We start from the raw sequence: 21,629 nt of genomic DNA, 5'->3' as shown, positions 1-21,629 counted from the left end.
GTTTTAACCCTGCGACAGCAGGATATATGAAATGAGTCTGAAGGTCGACATTCGCAAACTGGAGCTTTTCAATAAAATCTGTCGACAGGGATCGATCCAAGTCGCCGACAGCCTGAGTCAGATGTCGGGGATGGACGCCGAAATCGAGATGGCGAAGATCAACTTCCTCCATATCGACGACGTAAAAAAACACATCGGCAACCGGAACGCTGTCGGGATCAGTATCGAACTGACCGAGTCGCCATACGGCAACGTGCTGTTTCTTCTCGATCCGAGCGACAGCAAGCAGCTCGCGCAGTCGATGATTCCGGGCGATATGGGCGGTGACGACTCCAGTGGGTTCAGCAGTATGGAGAAGTCGGCGATCCAAGAGATCGGTAACATCATGACCTCCAGCTACATCGACGGCTGGGCGAACGTCCTCAACACGACTGTCAACATGACGACGCCGACCTTTACCTATGGGTCGACCGCGGAGATCATCGACAAGATGGGCGGCTGGCCCGACGAGGAGATGGTGTTCGTTCTGGATTCGGAGATCACGACCCACGATACCAACCTCGATCTGACAGTCTACACCTTCCCACAGCTTGACTCGCTGGTCGAACTCGTCCAAGGCATCGACGTCGACACGAAGATATAGACCGCAGTCTCAGAGGGCTTCAGTCGGAGCCACAGGCGAAGCTACAGGGATTCTGTACTGACCGAAAAACGACCGAAAACCGAGTTAGGCCGAGGCGTCGACGAGCACGTCGTCGTAGTCGCCGGCGTCGACACGCTTTTTGAACGTTCGGGCGTCCTCGCCGTCGATGGTGACGCCAAGGGTCATACAGGTGCCGCTGACCTCTTTGGCGGCGTTTTTCACGTCGTACGAGAGCAGGTCGGTCGACTTCTGCTCGGCGACCTTTTTGACCTGTTCGACGGTCATGTCGGCGACGAAGTTCTCGTGGGGTTCACCGCTGCCCGAGGAGAATCCGGCCTCGTCTTTGATCAGTTCCGATGTCGGTGGGACACCGACTTCGATGGTGAACGAACCGTCGTCATCGTATTCGATGGTAACGGGGACCTCCATGCCGTCGAAGGCATCGGTCTCGTCGTTGATCTGCTGTACGACTGCTTGGACGTCGACCGGCGTCGGGCCGAGTTCCGGACCGAGCGGTGGGCCAGGGTTGGCCTGCCCGCCAGGGACGAGTACTTCGATAGTTCCAGCCATATGCAGACAGAACCGTTGTCGGCTTTTAACGGTTGTTCTTTGGCAGTCTCCACGCGAAAGTGTGACACGCGTGGTTAGTGCTGCGTTTTAGAACTCGACTGCAAATGAATCATTCCAACTACTGGATTGCTTCGACTGTTGACCATATTCAAAACACAACGAGACTTCAGCAAGATTAATCAATTTATTAACACGATACAATACTGTAGATACACATATGATATATTTAGGAGCCTTAGTCGTGAGTGGGCTGCTCGTGGCCCCACTTATCTCCGGGATGATTTATTTTGACACTGCTCGACGGAGCCTGTCTGGGTCTATTCGTCTCCTACTGGTAGCTCTCTTCGGCATCAGTAGCTTCTGTGGGTTTCTCGTTCCGTATGTATTTAATAAGCAGATCTCGTATTTCTATCACTATGTTATCCAACCGAGACCAATTGCCGTTACGCCATCTAAATCGATACTCATCAGTATCACAATTGGCGTCCTAACCAGCGTACTTCTCGTCGGTGTCTATCTCGGTAGTATCCGGTTTATGCCATCCGAGACGGAGTAACCCGCTCACAGATGAGGGCCCGTCGACTGATGTAATTGGGTACGACTAGCAAATAAGTCTACGAACGTCGACTCAGAATTCGACCGCAAACGAGTCGACCTCGCCCGCGGCCTCGGCAATCCCTCCAAGTAGTGCTGCCACACCGTCGAGGTCCTCGGTGTCGATCACCTCGACCGGCGTATGCATATACCGGTTCGGAATCCCGATATTGAGCGAGGGAATCCCACCGCGACTCGTGTAGAAGGCATCCGCATCGGTGCCGGTCCGAGTGCCAGTCGCCTGCAGTTGGATGTCGACATCCGCGTCTTTCGCGGCCTGCCGAGCGAGGTCGACCACGCGTGGATGGTTCGCGCTCCCGCGTGAGACAACTGGCCCTGCGCCGAGTTCGACTGGGCCTTTGTGTTTGCCTTTCACGTCTGGGTTGTCGGTCGCGTGGGTGACGTCGACCGCGATGGCAGCGTCGGGATCGAGGTCGAAGCCGACCATCTGTGCGCCCTTGATACCGACTTCCTCTTGGACGGTGCTGACCGCATAGATGGTCGCGTCGACATCATGTTCGACTGCGTGCCGGAGTCCTTGGGCCGCGCTCCAGGTCCCCACGCGGTTGTCCATTCCGCGGGCAGAGAGGCGTGTCCCGTTGAGTTCGAACAGTTCTGTCGAGAACGTGATCGGGTCGCCGACCTCAACGAGTTCTTCGGCTTTCTCCTTATCTGTCGCGCCGATGTCGACGAACTGCTCGGCGATGTCGTTGTACTCCTCCTTGCCGACGTCGCGGAGGTGGATCGCCGTCTGGCCGATGACGCCTTGGACTGGCTCGTCGTCGGTGTGAATCGTGACGTGTTGGCCCTGCGAGACGGTGCGGTCGGAGCCGCCGATGCGGCCGATTCGGAGGAAACCGTTGTCGTCGATATCCCGAACGATGAAGCCGATCTCATCGCCGTGGCCGCCGAAGGCGATCTCGGGACCGTCGCCGGAGCCCTCGTGGACCGCGACCGCGTTGCCGTAGTCGTCGGTCATCACTTCGTCAGCAAACTCCGATACGTAGTCGATCCAAACGCGCTGGCCGCTGGCCTCGTAGCCCGAGGGGCTGGCCGTCGACAGCAGCGATTCGAGAAACTCGCGTTGTCCGTTGTTCATATCTGTGGCAAACGACACCACACCTATCAACCTAGCGTTTCGTGTGAGTGTCGACCGAGTGCAATGGATGAGGCGTGTGACCAGTCGACGCCACAACCGATTTAGGGCGCTTTGGCGTATGGTGTTGTATGGGTAACATTACGCTACTCGAACTCCACGTCCCGGAGGGCGACATCCAGCTCGGTCCCAAATCGCTCCGCAGTTCCAAAAGCGACTCCGAGGAGGAACCGGTATCGGAGCCCACCGACGAATCAGGCAGTGGCCGGTCGCTCCTCTCGCTACTGTTGCTCGTCGTGTTCCTTGCAGCCGTGGGTGTGATGGCAACGAAACTCCTCGGCGAGGACGCCGACGAGGAGATTGCTGGCTTCGACTAGCGCGACGTCACTACCGGTCCGCACAAGGACTTTACTCACGCACAACCACCATAGCGCATGGATCTCTTTCGCAGCGCCCAAGCGGTTGCGGGCTCACAGGGTGACGGGATCGTAGACTGGACCGCCGTCGCTGCGGCCGCCAAAGCCGCAACGCCGAGCGGTGACCTTGATCTCTCTACTGAGGAGCAACAGGGCTACCGAACCGATGTCCGCGAGGCCCGCGACCGGCTCCGGTCGGTCGGCGAAGTCGAGTTTGACCTGCCCGAAACCATCGAAATCCAGAACCGTCACCACTGGATCGACGCCAACATCGCCACCTTCCGCCGTGTCGTCGAACCCTTAGAAGAGCAGTCGACGATGTTCCCCGGCGTTTCCCGTGCGGTGAACACCGGCACGATGGCTGTCACTCTCGGTTTTCTCGGCCGCAACGTCATGGGCCAGTACGACCCGCTGTTGCTCGCCGACACTGACAGCCACTCGCTGTACTTTGTGCGGCCAAACATTCAGCGTGTCGCCGAGCAGTTAGCCGTCGACTACCCGCGATTCCGCCGCTGGATCGCCTTTCATGAGGTTGCCCACGCCGCCGAGTTCGGTGCAGCCCCGTGGCTCCCGGGCTATCTCGAAGACCGCATGCAGGCTGTGGTCACCGACCTCACGGAGGGATCGCTCAACCGTGAGGCCTACAAAGAACTCAACACTGCGATGACCGCCGTCGAGGGGTACGCCGAACTCCTGATGGATCAGGCCTTCGACGAGGAGTACGTCGACCTTCGCGCGAAACTCGATGCCCGACGGAAAGGTGGTGGCCCGTTCGTCCAACTGATGCGTCGACTACTCGGCTTGGGGATGAAACGCCAACAGTACGAACGCGGTGCGGAGTTCTTTGAGGCGGTGGCCGACGCCCGTGACATCGCGGCCGCAAGTGCGGTCTGGGAGAAACCAGAGAACCTCCCGACCGACGAGGAACTCGACAGTCCCGGTCGGTGGCTCCATCGCGTCGAAAAGTAGTCAGCGGAGCGATTCCCGAAACTCGCGGAGATTGTGGAGAACGAACCACAGCAGGACGACACCCACACCAATACCAACGGCGAAAGCGGCTGCGACCTGTGGCAGTGTCGGATCGATACGGAGCGACATGAGAGCGGTCGACCCTGCCACAAGCAGGACGAAGCCGATTTTAAGTCGCCTATTTGCGACAGTCTTTTCGTCTTCAGTGATGCTCGAACCGACCATTAGCCATCCCAACTGAAGAGGTCGTCCTCCGCATGCTGCAGTTCCTCGTTGGGAGTCGAAACGTGGAGACTGACGAACTGCCACTCCTCGCTTTCCTCACGTCGTTTGAGCAGCCCCGTCCACCGCGTCTCGAAGCGATAGTCAGTGTCCATCTGAATATCCGTCCACTCCATCGATACCTGATCACCGAACCACGCGATGTCGTCGTCGACTGTGACTGACAGATCGTGACTCTCGATGCTCCACGAATCGGTGGTCGCAGTCTGTTCGGAGAGCCCGTCGGCGACATCGGCGTAGCCGACCAGCCGTTCGCTGAGCCCGACTTTGATAATATCGGGTGACTCCGTGAAAAACGACGACAGCGTCTCGCCGTTCCTGAGTGCGTCGTAGTAGGCCGTTACCGTTTCGGCTGCGTCCCGTCTCATAGTTGGCCGTCGACCGCAGGGGGCTTCAAATCAATGTTCTTCAATAAACACTCCATACTTCGGCACTACATGATAGTAGGCCGTGACTACTTGGTCACGTTCCAATAGGAGACCGACGCCAGTTTGTCTCCGAGCGGCGTCTTGCCGAGAGCGGTGTCAACCTGCCGGAACGGGCGGGCGACCTGTTGGGGGAGTTGGCGGTAGAAGCCATACGGGAGGACGAAATCGTGGGCTTCCGTCTCGAGTTTGAGCTCCGAATCTGCAAGCAGGCTCTCGACATCCCGCCGGGAGTAGAGCCGCGACCCCATCGGCAGTAGCCAGTTGTAGATCACGCGCGTGCTACCGAGATTGAACGTGTCGAAAAACACCTGTCCTTTCGAGACACGGCGGAGTTCACGCAGGAAGGTGACGGGGCGATCTGCGAGATGGAAAAACCGCATTGCGAACACTGAATCGAAATGGTCGTCGGGAAACGGGAGCCGAGAGGCATCGCCGCGCATGAACTCGACGTGGTCGTCGACACCCACTTGCTTGGCTTTCTCTCGCCCCTGAGCGAGCATCGCAGGCGAAATATCGAGCCCGATGATGTCGGCTCCTTGCTGGGCCATCATCACCGTAAACCGGCCGGTGCCGCAGGCGACTTCGAGAATCCGTTTGTCGTCGACGGGACCCAGCGCAGAGAGGACCGCCTCCTTCTCTCGCCGATCAATGAACGCCCCACCTTCCGAAAACCGCTTGTCGTCATACTCCTCGGCGACATCGTCGGCCTGATACCACTCTTTGCCTTTCACAGTTGGCGAAACTGCACACTCAAGCACTAAAACCGTACTGGATACGGTCGTCCTGCACACACCGGCCCCCAGCCTCACAGAAATAGCTGTCAAGGCCAATAAATTTCCGAAACAGAACTAGTATCCCCTTATACAATCCATATTGATTTGCGAGATATGTAGCCAACCTTTACCATCCGTCCGTTTGTTTCGGGTTATCATGAGCACTAGTCCAGTTGAGGCCAGCAATCATGTGGAACTGTCAGAAACGGAGTTCCGCGACCGACTCCGTGAGCTCCCGCCGAGCGCGAAGCTCGTCGCCAAAGTTCTTGAAACCGACCAGCCACTCTCGCAGGGTCAACTCGCCGACGAATCGTTGCTTCCAGACCGAACGGTGCGGTACGCACTCAACCGACTGGAGGAGTCGGAGCTAGTCGGCTCCCGCTACAGTTTCAAAGATGCACGCAAACAGGTCTACTATCTGAACACCTAACGAAACAGTACCACATATTTCACTGTCTTTTCTGTAGAAATTAGAGAACAGCCATTTTATATATTCTCTCTCGAAACGTGTACTATGCAGCTTTCGGTCGTTGTACCGACTCTCAACGGACGAGATCAGCTATTGTCTTGTCTCGATAGGCTGACAGCCGAGGCTCCCGACGCCGAGATTATCGTCGTCAACGGGCCATCGGCCGACGGGACGACGGGGATGGTACGCGACCGAGACGACGTCGACGTATTAGTCGAAGTCTCTGCCCGAACAGTCAACGTCGCCCGCAACGCGGGCATCGAGGTCGCCACCGGCGATGTGATTGCCTTTATTAGTTACGACCTACGGATCGAAGACAGTTGGCGAGAGGCGTTGGTCGATGGGCTCACGGAGGCCTCTGTTGTGACGGGACCGACCCACCGGACAGTGCCGGGAGGAATGACGACCGAGTCGGCCGAACAGCGAGAAATTGCCCAACGGGATGTGACCTACTTTTCAGGCGGGAACGTGGCCTTTGAGGCCGACGTACTGAGGGATTTGGATGGGTTCGATGAGTATCTCGAAACCGGTGGCTCGCGTGATGCTGCCCACAGACTCGCAGGAATGACTGTCGACGTCGCGTGGCAGCCCGAAATGAGTGTCCGGTGTGAGTACGAGGCCGACGGCGGCCGGACACAGCGCGACTGGGGCTGGAAGTATCGGGCATTATCCTACCGATTAGTCAAAAACTACGGTGTCCGTCCAACGGTGCTGCGGCGGACGATCTCACACGCACTGAGCGATGCCGCCACCACCGCTCGGGATGTGATCGGCGGTGACGCCCAGCCGACTGCGTGGTTCGGGACGGGACGAGACGTTGTTTCGGGTATTACAACCGGGACCTCGGATGGGCTTGTCGCTCGATCCCGGGACCGAGATTCCTCACGCAACCCACACGGAATTTCGAAACGTGCCGATAGGGCAGTTGCACGATACGACTGGCGATAGTTGTCGACTGCGATGTAGTAGTCACCGACTACTGGGGAGCAAAGCCGGGAATCACACGCATTGGATTTTTATTGAACACGCGGTTCATCGCGTCTTCGGAGACATCGAGTGTGAGAATCTCCATAATTGCGACGTTCGGGTGGACTACCGGTGTGCCGCTACCGAACAGAATACGGTCGGGATACTCAAGCAGGCCACGTTCGAGTAGCTCCCGGGAGCGCACTGCCCACGTATCCAGATACAGCCGGTCGTAGGAGTCCAACAGGGCGAGCGAGTCGACCATCCGATTGCGGTCCATTGGGTAGCCGCCGAACCCTGAGAGAATCACCGGGAATCCTTCCCCCAATAGTGCCCGTTCGGCCGCCGATGGGGGGAACTCTTCTCGACAGTCGACAACCACCGGCAGGTCGACTACCGCCAGTTCGGCGACCACTTCCTCGTCGGGGAGTCCATCGAGGGCAGGATCGAGGACGAAGCCGTGAAACCGGTTGTCGTAGGCGTACTGCTCGATATCTCCCGGGCGGGTGTGGTAGTTGGCGCGGGTGGCTCGCATGTTTCGCACTGTCGCGACTGGTCCCCCAGTCGCGTCAAGCGCGCCGTTGAGTCGGGCAAAGGCGAGAAACGGCCGGTCGACGCTGAGCCGAGCAACGGCGTTGTTCGCCCGGAGGTAGCCCTTGGCCTCGGTGTGGGGGCTGGGTGAGATCGCTGCCCGGACGATGCCCGCCTGATGGCACTCCCGCTCCAACTCGTCGGGGCCGGTATCCCGACCGTAGGTCGTCACGGCCATCTCGTTGTGGTCGAGATGCGCATGGCAGTCGACCACACGAAACCCGTGTTCCAACTCCAACATTGTGTAGTCGTGGAACCGCGTCACATATAGTTGTTTCAGCACAGTAGACTGTCACCGTTGCTCGAATATCGACAAAACGGTGTCGACCGGCTTTCCCTCTGGTGGTTTCTGTATTCATGGATGAAAAAGCTTATATAGAACTGCAAACCATCTGATAGTGAGGTATTCATAATGTCATCACGAGGTCAACAACCACTGTTCATCCTCTCGGAAAACAACGAACGGACGAAGGGACAGGCCGCCCAAGACTCGAATATTCGCGCTGGTAAGGCTGTCGCCAACGCGGTACGGACGACACTGGGCCCGAAAGGAATGGACAAGATGCTCGTCGGCTCCTCGGGTGATGTCACGATCACCAACGATGGAGCAACCATCCTCAACACGATGGATATCGAGCATCCAGCCGCACAGATGATCGTCGAAGTCTCCCAGACCCAAGAGGTAGAGGTCGGCGACGGCACGACGACCGCCGCCGTCCTCGCCGGTGAACTCCTCTCGGAGGCCGAGGAACTCCTCGATTCGGATCTCCACCCAACGGTCATCGTCGAAGGCTATCATGAGGCCGCTCGCCTCGCCCAAGAGGCCATCGACGAGGGCGTTCTCGACATTGATCTCGACGACGACATCCTCGAAGCAGTCGCCGAATCCAGCATGACCGGCAAAGGAACCGGCGACGTCAACGCCGACGTGCTTGCTCGCCACGTCGTCGGCGCCGTCCGACAGGTCGCGGGCGACCGGATCGAACGCGAGGATATCCGTATCCACACCCAGACCGGCGCGGCCACCAGCGCCACCGAACTCGTCGACGGCGTCGTCCTCAGCGAGGAGCCGGCCAACGCCAACATGCCCCGAAGCGTCGAGAACGGCTCGGTCGCGATCCTCGAAGCCGAACTCGATGTCCGGACAAGCGAGGCTAACGCCGAGTACAATATTTCGAGCGTCGACCAACTCAACGACGCCGTCGAAGCCGAAGACAGCGAACTCCGGCGCTACGCTGAGACGCTGACCGAGGCTGGCGTCGACGTGCTGTTCTGCACGAAGGATATCGACGACCGCGTTGCCGGTTATCTGGCCGACGCCGGAATCCTGGCCTTCGAGAACGTCTCTTCCGAGAAATCGACGGCACTCGCCAAGGCGACCGGTGCAAAACATCTCGGCACGCTATCCGATCTCGAAGCGTCCGACCTCGGCAGCGTCGACTCGGTGTCTATCGAGAGCTACGGCGACGAGGAGGCGGCGTTCGTCGAGGGTGGCACTGACTCGAACTACGTCACGCTGTTCGTCCGCGGCAGCACCGACCACGTGATCGACGAACTCGAACGCGCGCTCAACGATGCCATCGACGTCGTCATCGCCGCCCTCGACAAGGGTGGCGTCGTTGCCGGCGCAGGCGGCACCGAGGTCGCCATCTCGGCGTACGTCCGGGACCATGCCGCAAGCGTCGAGGGCCGCAAACAGCTCGCCATCGAGGCGTTTGCGACCGCCGTCGACGCCCTGCCGCGCACGCTTGCGGAAAACACCGGGATGGACGCCATCGACGCGCTCGTGGATCTCCGCGGTCGTCACGACTCCGAGGGGATCGCTGGCATCGTCTCGACCGGTCGCAGTGGTGAGATCGGTGACCCGGTCGAGGCCGGTATCATCGACCCCGCTGCAGTCAAACGCGAGGCCGTCAAATCGGCAACCGAGGCCGCGACGATGATCCTCCGCATCGACGACGTGATTACGTTGGAGTAGTCGACGGCTAACTGCAGTCAATCGGCTTTTTCTCGTCGGGAGCCTGTCACGTCGACCGCGTTCTCACGATCTGCAAACGCCATTTAAGTAGTCACTGACTAATCAGCCGACGCTATCGGTCTGTACAGACGCTAACACGCGCCAGTCAAGATAGTAGATACTTAGTACGTCGACGCCGACGAATGATTGAAGACAGTAAGCGTTACCGAGGGAAACACTACATATGCCGAAAGAATACGACTTAGTCATCGTCGGCGGGGGAATAAGCGGTGCATCGTTGCTCTATACGGTCGCCACGTTCACGGATATCGAACGGGTCGCCCTAATCGAGAAGGAAGACGAAATTGCGGCGGTCAACTCCCATCACACGAATAACTCTCAGACGCTCCATTTCGGGGATATTGAGACCAACTACACGCTCGATAAAGCCGAGAAGGTCAAAGAGGGCGCGGAGATGGTTGCGGGCTATCTCGAAGCCAAAGATCCAGACCGCGAGATGCACTCAAAGCGGAGCAAGATGGTGCTGGCGGTCGGTGACGAGGAGGTCGACAAGCTCGAATCCCGGCAGTACGACGAAGGGTTCGGCGAGCTGTTCCCCAAACTCGAAGCCATCGGCCGCGATGAGATCGAAGCAATCGAGCCGAAGGTCGTCGAGGGCCGCGATCCGAGCAAGGATCTCATGGCGCTCCAGACACCCGACGGCTACGTCGTCGACTACGGCGAACTCGCCAAAGCGTTCGTCGATCAGGTCCGCGAACACGCGAACGTCGACGTCTACACCGGTACCAAGGTCAAGCGCGTCAACGAAACCGACGATGAGTACCTCATCGAGACCGACGACGAAGGCTGGTTTGGGGCCGACACGACAGTTGTCGCCGCTGGCTCTCACAGCCTCCAGATCGCCAAGAAAATGGGCTACGGCGAGGACCTCTCGCTGTTGCCGGTCGCGGGGAGCTTCTTTATTGCCAACGAAGGTCTGTTGAACGGCAAGGTCTACACCCTCCAGATGAAGAAGTTGCCGTTCGCGGCAGTCCACGGCGACGCCGAGGTCCACGACAAGAACGTGACACGGTTCGGCCCAACGGCGAAAGTCGTCCCAGCACTCGAACGCGGCGAGCTGTCGACGGTTGCGGACTTCTTCGATGTGTTCCAGCTCAATCTCGATTCGCTGTTGAGCTACGGCAACATCATGGCCGACCGAATTCTGCTGCCGTTCGTCCTCGAAAACCTGGTCTACGATCTGCCGGTCGTCGGCCGAAAGTCATTCCTACCACACGTCCAGAAGGTCGTCCCGACCGTCGAGGAGGGCGACATCTCGCGGGCCAAAGGGTTCGGCGGCGTCCGGCCACAGATCGTCAACACGTCGACCAAATCCCTCGACATGGGTGAGGCCAAGATCACCGGCGAGGACATCATTTTCAACATCACGCCCTCGCCCGGTGCCTCTACCTGTCTGAAAAACGCGATGCGAGACACAAAACAGGTCATCGAGTTCCTCGACGAAGAACACGAGTTCGACGAGGACGGCTTCCGCCGGGCAACCATCGACAATTTCCCACGCGAGGTCGACCGAGAGAAAGCCGCAGCCGACGACTAAGCGTACACCAGCCCAATCTGGGCGATGATAAACACACCGAGACCTATGAGTCCGATGCCGAGAAGTATTTTGCTGAGATTTGGGCCGCGTTGGACCTCCGGTTCGAGAAACGAGTGGTCGGGGTTCGCCGGATCGTAGTAAACTATCGCCGACCCACCGGGTTCGTACTCCTGAATGACGGTTTCGGCGGCCGATTCGCTATGGAAGAGCTTCGTAACCTGACTCTCACCGGGGTAGACAGTGGTGCCACGGAGCCGCTGGGTTGGCGTCTGGTACTCGTAGTCGACGGTTGGGACGTAGGTGGTCGAACTGCCGCCATCGAGCACCGGTTCCACACTGACCGACTCAATCGTACCGCTGGCCTGCTCCGAGCGCCTGATCGCCCTACTCTGGTGCCAGTAGGTTCGCACCCCGTTGGCGAGGACAAAGAGTCCCAACAGGGCGAGAATCCCACCCGTTGCGATGGGGACAGCGGTGGGAATCGTCTGGAGCATCTGTACACTCGTTGAGGCCGAAGCCTCAAATATGAATCCCACTTGATGGATTGGGGCTGAGTTACGTGTCGACGGCGTCGAGCCGCTCGGAGAGGCTCGCCCGAATTGCGCCGGTATCGCCGCCGATCCGAACGATCTGGTACCCCTCGTCGACGGCTTCGCGTGCAGCAGCGGGATCGTTCTGAATCCGGCCAATGGGAACCTCCGCGTCCAGACAGGCCTCACGGGTACGGTCGATGGCGGCCTGCAGTTTGTCGGGGTTTTTGTCGAGTGGCTCGCCGCCGGACATCGACATCGAGAGATCCGCCGGGCCGACAAAGGCAAAGCCGAGTTCAGGCACCGAGAGAATTTCCTCGATGTTGTCGACGGCCCGCTCGTTTTCGATCATCGTGCCGACAAGCACCTCGCTGTCCTCGCCACCGATGTGGCTGTCGACGTAGCCTTCCCACTCGCTGGTGCGGCCGACGCCGACCCCGCGGTCGCCGACATCGCCATCATAGCCGAAGAAGGCAGCCTCGACTGCCGGGCGGAGGTCGTCGGCCGTCTCGATTCGCGGGATGAGGATCGTCCTGACACCGGCATCGAGGACCTTTCTGACGAGCGCCGGTTCGGGCTTCGGAATCCGAACGAGGAGTTCGATGTCGCCGGCCTCCGCCGCGCGGGTAAGCTCCTCGAAGACGGTGCTATCGTAGGGACTGGGGCCACCGTGTTCGAAATCCAGCCAGACGAAATCCAGCCCGATGTTGCCGAGTGTCTCGATGACTGTCGGCGAGAAGGTCGCACAGGCCGCCCCGAAGACGGTTTCGTCGTTTTCGATGGCTCGGCGGAAGCTGTTTTGGGTCCTCATTGGCTTTGCTCCCGACCGAGGGCCTCGCGGTTGACTGTCGACTCCGGCAGATCACCCTCGTAGACGGTTCGAACGTTGGTCGACGCGCTGCGACTCATGCGTTCCAGCGAGTCGTAGGTGACTCCGGCGATGTGTGGAGTCATCAACACCTCGTCGTGGTCGTAGATCGGATGGTTGGCGCCGGGTGGCTCCTCTTCGAAGTTGTCGACTCCGGCACCGGCGATCACGTCGTTGTTGAGTGCCTCAAGCAGAGCGTCTTTGTCGACGACCCCGCCGCGTGAGGTGTTGATGAGGATGCCGTCTTCGCCAAGGGCCTCGAACTGGTCGGTCGAGACGGCGTGGTAGGTACCGTCGACCAGCGGGACGTGCAGACTCACGGCGTCGGACTCCGCGAAGAGAGTGGTGAGGTCGTCGACGCGGCCGATCCCCTCCGGAAGCTGATCTGCTGGGTGGCCCGGATCGTAAATAATGACGTTGAGGCCGATTCCCTGTGCAATTGTTGCTGTTTCGTGGGCAATCGAGCCAAAGCCCATCAGTCCGAGCGTGCTGTCTTGGAGTTCATAACCGACGAACGCCGAGCGGTCCCAGCCGCCGTCCCGGACGTGCCGGTCGGCAGCCCCGAGGTTGCGCCGGACGCCGAACTGGAGGGCGATTGCGTGTTCGGCCACCGACCGTGAGTTGACGCCCGGTGTGTTGCAGACCACGACACCGTTCTCAGAGGCAGCCTCCATGTCGACGTTGTCCAGCCCGCTGCCGTGTTTGGCGATCACCTTCAGGTTCTCGCCGCGCTCGATCACTTCGCGGTCGAGTTTGGCGACACTGACGATGACAGCGTCGTATTTGGCGATATCGTCGAGGGCGTCGTCGACGCTGTCGTACTCGTCCATCCCGGTACAGGTTGCGAAGTCACTGATCGACTCTGGTCCTGCTGGATCGATCTGCGGGGGGAGCAGTATTTGCCACTGGTCGGACATAGAACTCTATTTGCGATGCCCCTCCAAAAGTATGTAACCCCAAATCGACTGTTCGGCACCCTGTTTAGTATCCGAAAGAGCCGTGAACTCGACCGAACCAATGAGTCGACTGTTCGATAATACGTACTATTGTAGCTGAAGAACAGATTTTTTATAATTAGTGAGAATATAAAACACTGGTCCAAAATATATCTATACTACTGAAATAAAATGTAGTTTAGATTGGTATAATTAGTCATTATTTATATGCTGTATAAATCCTTTAGTGCCCTGTGACTAGTTACCAAAACATCCAATGTCGACAGACCATTCTACAGTGACAGAAGGGACCGAACGCGGTATCGAAGACGGGCTGATAGCCAACGCACAGGGAGCCGTCGGCGTGGTTCACGCCACCTCGGAGTCGGTCGACGAGCGGCTCTCGTTGATCCGTGAGGCGGCAAGCACGCAGGTCGAAGATATGGAGACCGTCGCCGACGATGTTTCGGAGTTGAGTGCGACGATTCAGGAAGTTGCGGCCAGTGCCGACGAGGTAAGCGAGACGACAGATCGGGCGGCGACGGCCGCAACTGACGGCCGGGAGGCGACCAGCGAGGCAACCGAGGCGATGACCACGGCCTCGACGGCGACCCAGCAGGTCGCCGAGCAGGTCGACACCTTAGAGGAACATATCGACCGGATCGACGAAATCGTCGACGTGATCGACGAAATCGCGGACAAAACGAACCTCTTGGCGCTCAATGCGTCTATCGAGGCTGCTCGCGCCGGCGAGGAGGGGGCGGGCTTTGCAGTGGTCGCCGACGAGGTGAAATCGCTGGCCGAAGAGTCACAGGCACGCACCGAGGAGATAGAGGGCTCAGTCAGCGAGATCCAGGCAGTGACCGAGGAGGTGACCGGTGCGCTCGACTCCGCGGTCGAGGCGGTCGAAACCGGGGCCGAGGAGGTCGAAACCGCCGAGGCGCAGTTGGATATCGTCGACGAGGAGATGGCGTCGGCAGCCGCTGGCGTCGACGAGGTAAGCGAGGCTGTCTCGGAGGGGGCAGAAGCGAGCACTCGCGTGGCGAACGTGACGCGGAACACCTCGGAGGCCGCAGGCGAGATCGAACGCTCGGTGGGTGAGATTCACGAGGAACGCGCCCAGACGACCGACCTGCTCGGTGAGATCGACGAGGCGCTGTCGACCGCAAGACAGCACCGAGACCAGCGCCTTGAGACGGCCGAAACGGTCCCAACGGGCATCGATGCGTTCGATACCGACGGGGGCCTCCCGGCTGGCTCCCGAGACGTGCTCCTGACTGAGCCGGACTCACAGCGAGCCCAAACCACCGTCGACGAGGCCGTCGCGGGGTTCTGCGCGGCAGCTATCGACGCCGGGTGGGCGGTCTCGCTGTCGCCGACAGCCACTCTTGACCGGTCGACGCTCCAAACAGTTCTCCAGCGGGAGGCGGGGATCACACTCACCGACGCGCTCGCGGGCAATCGGCTGTTCGTATTGGATCTGTACGGCTCGTGGCGACCCGAAGAGAACGTGATCGACGTCACGACAACGGGGCTCTCACGGGCCAACGGACAGGTCGACGCCAAGCGCGACCGCCCCTGTGTGGTGATCGGCAACATCGCGGGCGAACTCGATCTGATGGGCGAACAGGCCGTTCGCGAAAACACCTACGACAACGACGGCGAGACGCTGAGCGACGACGATCTCGTGGTGAACGTCGTCGACGAAACGGCCGTCCCACACCAACTCCAGTCGTTCTACGTCGGTGCGGCTGACAACAGCTGTCGACTGAGTTCACGATAGAGACGGGCCCGACAGCCGATTGGAGACGCTCGTCGACTGCGTTCCCAACTGCTGAGAGTCGACGACGTATATAAACGATCACTCACCAAACCACGATATATGACGATACTCGTTCCGTTTGACGGCTCAGAGCTCGCTCGAACCGCGCTGAAACGCGCCGAGACGTTCGCTGACAGCCGCGACGAGGAGCTCGTCGTGCTGACCGTGGTTCCGGACGACAAATCGTTCGCTGTCGAGCGCGGATGGATCGAATCGGGAGCAACCTACGATATCGACAGGGTGTGTCAACAGTTCGAACGGACAGTCACGTCGATTGTGGAAGATGCGACGTTTCGATGTGAAATACCCACAGACTCCGATGTGTTGACCGCAACGGCGACAGACGACATCACACGAACGATTCGACAGGTCGCTGGGGAACTCGATGTCTCGGTGATCTTCATCGGCACCGAGAACGCGGGTCGGATTTCGACGCCCGTCACGAGCGTTGGAAGTCCGCTTTCGAAGGACCCACAGTACGATGTTCATATCGTTCGACACACAGAGCCGTAGCTCGACGGCGGAGATATCCGACTAATAAGACGTTGGGTGGCCGTTCACTCAAGTCGCATCGCCGCATCCCGATCCACGAGTGGGTCGGCATTGGCGGTCGGCAGGGTAACGACATCCTCCGACCGGAGGGTGTACTCCCGGCCGTCGACGCCGAAGATCTCGCCCACATCTTTCGTGATACGAAGCGTCGTTCGGTCGCTGTCGTCGCCCGCACTACCCATCGCGTCGGTGGTGTCAGCCCCCGATTCGGTCGCTTCCGCAGTCGTTCCGGCGACCGCTTTCGGCGCTTCGGCTGCCGCCTCGCTGGCTGTCGATGTCGCTGACTGGTTGGCCGTGTCGGTGGCAGTCCCGCCATCGGTCGACGTTCCGAGCACGACATCCGTCTCCGACTCTGCCTCGGGTGCCGGAACCTCATCGGCCGACGTCTCAGTCGACTCTATTGGCGGAGCGTGATCCGCCGCAGGTTCCGACTCGGCTGGTGGTTCCGGCTGAGCCGTCGATTCGATTGGTGGCTCGGCGTCAGTCGACGGTTCGGTGTCTTCGGTCGACCCCATCGCGTCGGCGAGCATGCTGTCGGACGGCTCGGTGGCCCCCGGTTCAGTCGCCTCCGACTCGGCGGCCCGCTCCGTTGGCGGAGTCGGCGCTGTCGGCTGCGAGTCGGTTGGCGTGTTGGTCTGGCTGGTCTCAGCCGACTCGCCGTTGCCGGACAGTACGTCGAGCACGGTCTGTTTGTTCTGGCTGATGCGGGCGACCAGATCATCGAACAGCTCCCGTTCCTCGGTGGTCATCCCCTCGTCGTCGACCGGCATGTCCGCCGCCGCAAAACTGGCGAGTTTGACGACCTTGCCGACCCGACGTTCGTAGACCGCCTCTGCGACCTCCTTGGCGGTGTCGAGTTCGTCCGAGAGCTGGCGGACCTCGTTGTCCGAAAAGGGATCGTCGACCTGTTCGGCGCGTCGGTCCCGGCTTGCTTTCAAATCTTGAATGTAGGCCGCGACGTCTCCGTAGAAGGAATCCCGCAGCTGCTGGAGGCTGTCCTTGCGGCGTTCCTTCGATTGGACCGTGCGAAGCTCGTCGAGTTTCATGTGGATACCTTTTCGGCCTCGCCGCGCGCCATGAGAAAGACGCCGACGTACTCAGTTACTGTGTGTGTACCCGGCTCCAACTTAGTTATATCGCCCGCGAGATCAACCCGCCGTGGCTCGTCGGTCTCGATTGTGATCTCTTGGCCACCGAACGCCTCGGGCACCGCGTCGACCAGTGGATCGAACTCATCCAGATCCTCGCGGTCGATGGGCTGGACGACGAGGCCGCTGCCGCCGTGGAGCGTTTTCGGCAGCCGGATTAGTCGGTGTGTGTCGGTCGTCACCGGCTCGTCGATGGGTGCGGTCTGGTTCTCGACGACGCGCTCGACGAGTGTATCTTTCAGCAGTCGAATACCGGGACCGCCTGCCTCCATATTGCCTTCGGCAATCGCATCGGGATTGGCTTTCAACGCTCCCAAAATCGTCTCTGCTCGTCCGTCACCGATTCCGTCTATCTCGGTGAGTCGGTCGACTGCGTCGTCGTCGTCCATCTCCCGGAGTTCCTCGGCGATGTCGACCATCTCGCGGTGGACTCTGCGTCCCCACCCACCCTCGGTCTGTAACATGCGCTGGTTTGTGGCCCCCGGAGAGACGATTCGGATGAGGCCGTCAGTGTCCAGCTCGTTGGCTCGAATGTAGTCGACAATCTCTCGGCGGGCGTCGCTATCGAGATCCTGAATCTCCGGATCGCGGACGTGAACGTGGTAGCCGCGGCCGCCGGAGAAGACGACGCTCACGTCGTCGAAGCCGAAATCGTCCTCGACGAACGTCAGGAGCCGATAGAGGGCGTCCTTGCAGGCCGACAGCATCTCGGCGTAGGTCGACTCGTCGGGATCAATACTTGGGAGGTGATCGGCATCCAGATCGAAAACGAGATCCGCGCCCTGCCATCCTTTTTTCGACATCGTGCCCGCACTGGGGTCGGTGTAGCGGGCGGCCGAAAAGTAAGCGTGGCGGGGGGATTCGCGGGCGAGAAAGTCGTCGACGTCGCCGAGATCGAGCTGCGACTGGTGGCGAACCATCGTGGTCCCTGTGCCGGGCGTCCACGGGATGTGGCCCCACTCGCGCTCGTTGGCGGCCGGTGGCAGTTCGACGCTCGACTGTCGGTAGTAGTCGCCGAACCGGCCGCGAAGATACTCTCGGGTACGTTCGTCCATTACGGTCGACTGTCGGTTTTGCCGGAGCGACTAAAGTCGTTATCGTTCGGGTGTCCGAAGAGTCCAGATGTCGACACCAGCGTTTGAGGTCGCAGATGCTACCGACTGGCAACCAACTGCCGGTAGCCGAAAACCGCCCGTGGGAAAGCCGAATGAACACTTAGGGAGTCGGTTGTGGACGGTCGACTGTGGTACCATGACCGTCACAACCCTCCACGACAAATTCGTCTACGAACTGCAGCAGGCGTACTACATCGAGACCGAACTGGTCGACGCACTCGGAAAAATGGTCGAGTCCACGAGCGACGAGGAGATCAGCGAGGGGTTCGAGACACACCAGCGTGAGACCGGGGATCACGCCCGGCGGCTCAAAACCGTGTTCAACGCCATCGGCGAGGAGCCGGAGATCCGGCAGTGCCACATGCTGGACGGACTGATCGAAGACCGCGAGGAGTTCCTCGACAACGCAGCCGACGACGCGGATCTGGTCGACCTCTACAACGTCGGCGCAGGGATGAAGGTCGAACGGTTGGAGGTCACTACCTACGAGGGGCTCCTGACCCACGCCGACAGACTCGATCTCGGCAACGATGTTACCGATCCACTCGACGACACGCTCGACGAGGAGAAGGCCACGCTCCGGGAACTCAAAGGCGTTGCCGAGGGATCGAAGATTCAGCAGCTTGCCGGTCGACTGATGGGCTAAGACGGGCCGATAGCCCGCGGTCACGCGGCGGGAGCCACTCAACTCGGGGACCCACTGCCATCGATCAACTTGTTTTCCGTTTATTATGATGTACGCATCCTTTTACTCACTCGCCCGGAAGGGACGGATATCTAGACGATGGAATATCAATGGCTCATAGATCGTGTCGACGATCTCATCGTCAACCACTCGAAGACGGTCGTTGTCGTCTTCCTGCTCGTGACTGTCGTGTTTGTTGGCGGCCTCGGCAGCATCTCCTCCGAGAGCGGCCAACAGCAGTTCATCGAGGATCTCCCCTCGTTTCAGGCTATCGAGGACATCAACGAGAACTTCGGCGACAGTTTCTCCGAGGAGACCACGAGTACAACGCTGATCCAAGAGTCGACCAACGTGTTGTCGAGGGGCGCGCTGATCGACATGTTGGAGACGCGCAATCGGATCGTCGAGACGGGGTCGTTGCGCGTCAGCGATACGTCGACGACTGCCGAGACTATCGCCACGACACTCGACGCCAATGCGACGACGCCCGACGAGCAGTTGCGGGCGGTCGAACGAGCGACGCCGAGCGAGATCGACGCCGCGGTGCGTGAGGCCGACGAGACGAATCCCGGCTTCAGCTCGCAATTGAGCGATGATTTCAATCGCCAGTCGGCCTCGGCCACCGCAACGCAGGGCAGCGTGAGTCATCGAGCCGGACCCGGCGAGGGAGCCGCAACTGGTCCGGGCGGTGCCTCGGAGTTCCCACCGAACAAAGAAGACCGAATCGAGCGACTCGTTCAAGACGATAGCTCGTCGATCTGGGTCCAAGGGACGCCGCCGAACACCACCGGTATTACGACCAGCGTGGTGCTGCCGTCGGCACTCGTGTTGATTATGCTGTTTTTGACCGTTGCCTACCGGGATGTCGTCGACGTCCTGATCGGGCTGTTTGCAATCGTACTGATGTTGGTGTGGACGTTCGGTTTCATCGGGCTCGTTGGCATTCCGTTTGCGGTGCTTTTGATCGCGGTGCCGCCGATACTGATCGCTATCGGGATCGATTTCGGGATTCACTCGATCAATCGCTACCGCGAAGAGCGGGTCAAAGGGACGGGTATCTCCGAATCGATGACCATTACCACCGATCAAGTGACTGTCGCCTTCTTCATTGTCGTCGGCACCTCGGCGATTGGCTTTCTCTCAAACGTCGCCAGTTCGTTCCCCCCAACTCGTGATTTCGGAATCACTGCCGCGGCTGGCATCGTCTTTACGTTCCTCATCTTCGGGATCTTCGTGCCGGCGCTGAAGGTGACCGTCGACCGCGCCCGCGAAAAGTACCCAATTCCGACGTTTTCGGAGGCCCCACTCGGCTCGGACGACTCGGTGCTGGGTCGACTACTGTCGGTCGGCGTCACCGTCTCGAAACGCGGGCCACTAGTTTTCCTCCTGCTCGTGTTGGTTATTACGGCTGGAAGCGGCGTGTATGCGACTGGCGTCGACACCGGGTTCAGTCCCGACGACTTCAACCCGGATGCCGAGACACCGGAGTATCTCCAGTATCTCCCCGAATCGATCCGGCCTCCGGCAGAGTTCGAGTACGTCCGACTCAACGACTATCTCGACGAGAACTTCGAGCAGGACGGCCAGGTCCAGATGTATATCGAGGGGAACATGGAGCGGGATACGGCCCTCGAAGAGCTACACCGGGGAGCCGCTGACCCACCGTCGACATTCCGGTCGGATCGACGCCAAGCCGACTCCCAGAGCATCGTGACGCTCATCGAGTCCCGGGCCGAACGGGACCCCGAGTTCCGGGCGCTCGTCGACCGCAACGACAGAGACGACAACGGGATTCCCGACAGCAATCTCCCCCGAATCTACGATGAACTCGGTGAGAATGCTGACGGGTTCCTCACTGAGGGACGTGGGAGTACTCGCGTGCTGTACACTGTCGACGGGGATGCCGAAGACGAGGTCGTCACTCAGGACGCCTACAGTCTCTCCGGAGAGTTCCGGGACAGCGCCCAGCCGACCGGGAGCGTGATCATCTTCGACGAGGCGATCTCGCTCGTGTTCCAGTCGGTGATCGTGAGTCTCGTCTTGACGCTCATCGGAGCGGCGCTGTTCCTCGTGGCGGCCTACTGGGTCATCGAAGGCTCGCCCTCGCTGGGGATCGTCAACATGATTCCAATCGTGGTGACGGTGGTCGCACTGGTCGCCTCCATGCGAGTGGTCGGACTCAAGTTCAACGCGATCAACGGCACGATCTTGGCGATTGCGGTCGGCATTGGGATCGACTACTCGGTCCACGTCGTCCACCGGTTTGCCGACGAGTACCACAACACGGAGCTGTATCCCGCACTCCGGAAGACCGTTGTCGGAACCGGTGGCGCGCTAACAGGCAGTATGCTGACGACCGTCTTCGGCATCGGCGTGCTCGTGTTGGCGCTCAACCCGGCTCTCGGCGCGTTCGGGGCCCTGATCTCGCTGAGCGTGCTGTACGCCTATCTCGCCTCACTCGTGGTGTTGCCGAGCGTGATCGTCGTCTGGGCGCGTCTCCGCGGCGACACCGACGCGGATATTCCGATTATCGGGACCATCGAGACGGCGATTCGCAACCGAGGGTCGACAGTCCCGTCCCGAGGCAACGAGTAACACCCAG

Annotated in this window: 22 protein-coding genes; 11 read left to right on the top strand and 11 right to left on the bottom strand. The window is 59.8% G+C overall.

Annotated features, from left to right (window positions below; genetic code table 11):
* The first annotated feature begins 31 nt into the window (after positions 1-31).
* Positions 32-643, top strand: coding sequence for a chemotaxis protein CheC (locus HALTADL_RS00535; RefSeq protein ID WP_089671494.1), 612 nt, complete (start codon positions 32-34; stop codon positions 641-643).
* Between the two features lie 84 nt (positions 644-727).
* Here HALTADL_RS00535 and HALTADL_RS00530 read toward each other — a convergent pair whose 3' ends face one another.
* Both HALTADL_RS00530 and HALTADL_RS00520 read right to left on the bottom strand, forming a co-directional pair.
* The gene (locus tag HALTADL_RS00530) at positions 728-1,213 is read right to left on the bottom strand and encodes a 50S ribosomal protein L11 (protein ID WP_089671493.1); all 486 of its coding nucleotides are present in this window, start codon (positions 1,211-1,213) and stop codon (positions 728-730) included.
* A gap of 628 nt (positions 1,214-1,841) precedes the next feature.
* Positions 1,842-2,906, bottom strand: a complete 1,065-nt coding sequence (locus HALTADL_RS00520; RefSeq protein WP_089671491.1) for a M42 family metallopeptidase — start codon at positions 2,904-2,906, stop codon at positions 1,842-1,844.
* 128 nt (positions 2,907-3,034) lie between these two features.
* Between HALTADL_RS00520 and HALTADL_RS00515 the strand changes: the two genes are divergently transcribed.
* Positions 3,035-3,280, top strand: coding sequence for a hypothetical protein (locus HALTADL_RS00515; protein ID WP_089671490.1), 246 nt, complete (start codon positions 3,035-3,037; stop codon positions 3,278-3,280).
* Between the two features lie 57 nt (positions 3,281-3,337).
* Complete coding sequence (locus tag HALTADL_RS00510; protein WP_089671489.1) at positions 3,338-4,288, top strand: zinc-dependent metalloprotease; 951 nt, start codon at positions 3,338-3,340, stop codon at positions 4,286-4,288.
* On the opposite strand, the gene HALTADL_RS00505 is transcribed toward HALTADL_RS00510, so the two are convergent.
* The 3 genes from HALTADL_RS00505 to HALTADL_RS00495 form a co-directional block, all read right to left on the bottom strand.
* Positions 4,289-4,513, bottom strand: coding sequence for a hypothetical protein (locus HALTADL_RS00505; RefSeq protein WP_089671488.1), 225 nt, complete (start codon positions 4,511-4,513; stop codon positions 4,289-4,291).
* Positions 4,513-4,938, bottom strand: a complete 426-nt coding sequence (locus HALTADL_RS00500) for a nuclear transport factor 2 family protein (RefSeq protein ID WP_089671487.1) — start codon at positions 4,936-4,938, stop codon at positions 4,513-4,515. Before HALTADL_RS00500 ends, HALTADL_RS00505 begins: the two co-directional genes overlap by 1 nt.
* Before the next feature lie 86 nt (positions 4,939-5,024).
* Entirely contained in the window at positions 5,025-5,729 is a 705-nt protein-coding gene (locus HALTADL_RS00495) for a class I SAM-dependent methyltransferase (protein ID WP_089671486.1), read from the bottom strand.
* Between the two features lie 199 nt (positions 5,730-5,928).
* Here HALTADL_RS00495 and HALTADL_RS00490 point away from each other — a divergent pair, with 199 nt between their 5' ends.
* Positions 5,929-6,201 (top strand): MarR family transcriptional regulator, encoded by a 273-nt coding sequence (locus HALTADL_RS00490; RefSeq protein WP_089671485.1) that lies wholly within the window; start codon positions 5,929-5,931, stop codon positions 6,199-6,201.
* 84 nt (positions 6,202-6,285) lie between these two features.
* Positions 6,286-7,188, top strand: a complete 903-nt coding sequence (locus tag HALTADL_RS00485) for a glycosyltransferase family 2 protein (protein ID WP_089671484.1) — start codon at positions 6,286-6,288, stop codon at positions 7,186-7,188.
* A gap of 28 nt (positions 7,189-7,216) precedes the next feature.
* Here the strand turns inward: HALTADL_RS00485 and HALTADL_RS00480 are convergent, their stop codons facing one another.
* On the bottom strand, positions 7,217-8,038 hold the full coding sequence (locus HALTADL_RS00480; RefSeq protein ID WP_089671595.1) for an amidohydrolase family protein: 822 nt from the start codon (positions 8,036-8,038) through the stop codon (positions 7,217-7,219).
* 171 nt (positions 8,039-8,209) lie between these two features.
* Between HALTADL_RS00480 and thsA the strand changes: the two genes are divergently transcribed.
* Positions 8,210-9,775, top strand: coding sequence for a thermosome subunit alpha (gene thsA, locus HALTADL_RS00475; RefSeq protein WP_089671483.1), 1,566 nt, complete (start codon positions 8,210-8,212; stop codon positions 9,773-9,775).
* 223 nt (positions 9,776-9,998) lie between these two features.
* The gene (locus tag HALTADL_RS00470) at positions 9,999-11,372 is read left to right on the top strand and encodes an FAD-dependent oxidoreductase (RefSeq protein WP_089671482.1); all 1,374 of its coding nucleotides are present in this window, start codon (positions 9,999-10,001) and stop codon (positions 11,370-11,372) included.
* Here HALTADL_RS00470 and HALTADL_RS00465 read toward each other — a convergent pair.
* The 3 genes from HALTADL_RS00465 to HALTADL_RS00455 all read right to left on the bottom strand — a co-directional run bounded on the left by HALTADL_RS00465 (position 11,369) and on the right by HALTADL_RS00455 (position 13,687).
* Positions 11,369-11,866 (bottom strand): DUF3592 domain-containing protein, encoded by a 498-nt coding sequence (locus HALTADL_RS00465; protein WP_089671481.1) that lies wholly within the window; start codon positions 11,864-11,866, stop codon positions 11,369-11,371. The two genes, HALTADL_RS00470 and HALTADL_RS00465, sit on opposite strands and share 4 nt — an antisense overlap.
* 61 nt (positions 11,867-11,927) lie before the next feature.
* Positions 11,928-12,713 carry an HpcH/HpaI aldolase family protein gene (locus HALTADL_RS00460; RefSeq protein WP_089671480.1) on the bottom strand — a complete coding sequence of 262 codons (786 nt, stop codon included), beginning with the start codon at positions 12,711-12,713 and terminating at the stop codon, positions 11,928-11,930.
* A complete protein-coding gene (locus tag HALTADL_RS00455; protein WP_089671479.1) occupies positions 12,710-13,687 on the bottom strand; it encodes a hydroxyacid dehydrogenase in 978 nt (325 codons plus the stop codon). Before HALTADL_RS00455 ends, HALTADL_RS00460 begins: the two co-directional genes overlap by 4 nt.
* A 295-nt stretch (positions 13,688-13,982) precedes the next feature.
* On the opposite strand from HALTADL_RS00455, the gene HALTADL_RS00450 reads away from it, so the two are divergent.
* Both HALTADL_RS00450 and HALTADL_RS00445 read left to right on the top strand, forming a co-directional pair.
* Positions 13,983-15,488, top strand: coding sequence for a methyl-accepting chemotaxis protein (locus HALTADL_RS00450; RefSeq protein ID WP_089671478.1), 1,506 nt, complete (start codon positions 13,983-13,985; stop codon positions 15,486-15,488).
* 99 nt (positions 15,489-15,587) lie between these two features.
* Complete coding sequence (locus HALTADL_RS00445; protein WP_089671477.1) at positions 15,588-16,040, top strand: universal stress protein; 453 nt, start codon at positions 15,588-15,590, stop codon at positions 16,038-16,040.
* Between the two features lie 44 nt (positions 16,041-16,084).
* On the opposite strand, the gene HALTADL_RS00440 is transcribed toward HALTADL_RS00445, so the two are convergent.
* Together HALTADL_RS00440 and priS are read right to left on the bottom strand one after the other, a co-directional pair.
* Positions 16,085-17,125, bottom strand: coding sequence for a DNA replication complex subunit Gins51 (locus tag HALTADL_RS00440; protein WP_089671476.1), 1,041 nt, complete (start codon positions 17,123-17,125; stop codon positions 16,085-16,087).
* Complete coding sequence (gene priS, locus HALTADL_RS00435) at positions 17,122-18,282, bottom strand: DNA primase small subunit PriS (protein WP_089671475.1); 1,161 nt, start codon at positions 18,280-18,282, stop codon at positions 17,122-17,124. Before priS ends, HALTADL_RS00440 begins: the two co-directional genes overlap by 4 nt.
* A 196-nt stretch (positions 18,283-18,478) precedes the next feature.
* Between priS and HALTADL_RS00430 the strand changes: the two genes are divergently transcribed.
* The gene (locus HALTADL_RS00430) at positions 18,479-18,988 is read left to right on the top strand and encodes a YciE/YciF ferroxidase family protein (RefSeq protein ID WP_162551640.1); all 510 of its coding nucleotides are present in this window, start codon (positions 18,479-18,481) and stop codon (positions 18,986-18,988) included.
* Between the two features lie 138 nt (positions 18,989-19,126).
* The gene (locus tag HALTADL_RS00425; RefSeq protein ID WP_089671473.1) at positions 19,127-21,622 is read left to right on the top strand and encodes an efflux RND transporter permease subunit; all 2,496 of its coding nucleotides are present in this window, start codon (positions 19,127-19,129) and stop codon (positions 21,620-21,622) included.
* The last annotated feature ends 7 nt before the right edge of the window (positions 21,623-21,629 follow it).

The organism is Halohasta litchfieldiae (assembly GCF_002788215.1).
Lineage (GTDB): Archaea > Halobacteriota > Halobacteria > Halobacteriales > Haloferacaceae > Halohasta > Halohasta litchfieldiae.
The sequence above is the reverse complement of the archived record's forward strand: the minus strand, read 5'-3'. Positions and strand labels throughout refer to the sequence as shown.

Bases quoted from the DNA above. Each gene is read 5' to 3' on its own strand.
- HALTADL_RS00535 (WP_089671494.1), top strand. From the start codon at position 32: ATGAGTCTGAAGGTCGACATTCGCAAACTGGAGCTTTTCAATAAAATC.
- HALTADL_RS00530 (WP_089671493.1), bottom strand. From the start codon at position 1,213: ATGGCTGGAACTATCGAAGTACTCGTCCCTGGCGGGCAGGCCAACCCT.
- HALTADL_RS00520 (WP_089671491.1), bottom strand. From the start codon at position 2,906: ATGAACAACGGACAACGCGAGTTTCTCGAATCGCTGCTGTCGACGGCC.
- HALTADL_RS00515 (WP_089671490.1), top strand. From the start codon at position 3,035: ATGGGTAACATTACGCTACTCGAACTCCACGTCCCGGAGGGCGACATC.
- HALTADL_RS00510 (WP_089671489.1), top strand. From the start codon at position 3,338: ATGGATCTCTTTCGCAGCGCCCAAGCGGTTGCGGGCTCACAGGGTGAC.
- HALTADL_RS00505 (WP_089671488.1), bottom strand. From the start codon at position 4,513: ATGGTCGGTTCGAGCATCACTGAAGACGAAAAGACTGTCGCAAATAGG.
- HALTADL_RS00500 (WP_089671487.1), bottom strand. From the start codon at position 4,938: ATGAGACGGGACGCAGCCGAAACGGTAACGGCCTACTACGACGCACTC.
- HALTADL_RS00490 (WP_089671485.1), top strand. From the start codon at position 5,929: ATGAGCACTAGTCCAGTTGAGGCCAGCAATCATGTGGAACTGTCAGAA.
- HALTADL_RS00485 (WP_089671484.1), top strand. From the start codon at position 6,286: ATGCAGCTTTCGGTCGTTGTACCGACTCTCAACGGACGAGATCAGCTA.
- HALTADL_RS00480 (WP_089671595.1), bottom strand. From the start codon at position 8,038: ATGTTGGAGTTGGAACACGGGTTTCGTGTGGTCGACTGCCATGCGCAT.
- thsA (WP_089671483.1), top strand. From the start codon at position 8,210: ATGTCATCACGAGGTCAACAACCACTGTTCATCCTCTCGGAAAACAAC.
- HALTADL_RS00470 (WP_089671482.1), top strand. From the start codon at position 9,999: ATGCCGAAAGAATACGACTTAGTCATCGTCGGCGGGGGAATAAGCGGT.
- HALTADL_RS00465 (WP_089671481.1), bottom strand. From the start codon at position 11,866: ATGCTCCAGACGATTCCCACCGCTGTCCCCATCGCAACGGGTGGGATT.
- HALTADL_RS00460 (WP_089671480.1), bottom strand. From the start codon at position 12,713: ATGAGGACCCAAAACAGCTTCCGCCGAGCCATCGAAAACGACGAAACC.
- HALTADL_RS00455 (WP_089671479.1), bottom strand. From the start codon at position 13,687: ATGTCCGACCAGTGGCAAATACTGCTCCCCCCGCAGATCGATCCAGCA.
- HALTADL_RS00450 (WP_089671478.1), top strand. From the start codon at position 13,983: ATGTCGACAGACCATTCTACAGTGACAGAAGGGACCGAACGCGGTATC.
- HALTADL_RS00445 (WP_089671477.1), top strand. From the start codon at position 15,588: ATGACGATACTCGTTCCGTTTGACGGCTCAGAGCTCGCTCGAACCGCG.
- HALTADL_RS00440 (WP_089671476.1), bottom strand. From the start codon at position 17,125: ATGAAACTCGACGAGCTTCGCACGGTCCAATCGAAGGAACGCCGCAAG.
- priS (WP_089671475.1), bottom strand. From the start codon at position 18,282: ATGGACGAACGTACCCGAGAGTATCTTCGCGGCCGGTTCGGCGACTAC.
- HALTADL_RS00430 (WP_162551640.1), top strand. From the start codon at position 18,479: ATGACCGTCACAACCCTCCACGACAAATTCGTCTACGAACTGCAGCAG.
- HALTADL_RS00425 (WP_089671473.1), top strand. From the start codon at position 19,127: ATGGAATATCAATGGCTCATAGATCGTGTCGACGATCTCATCGTCAAC.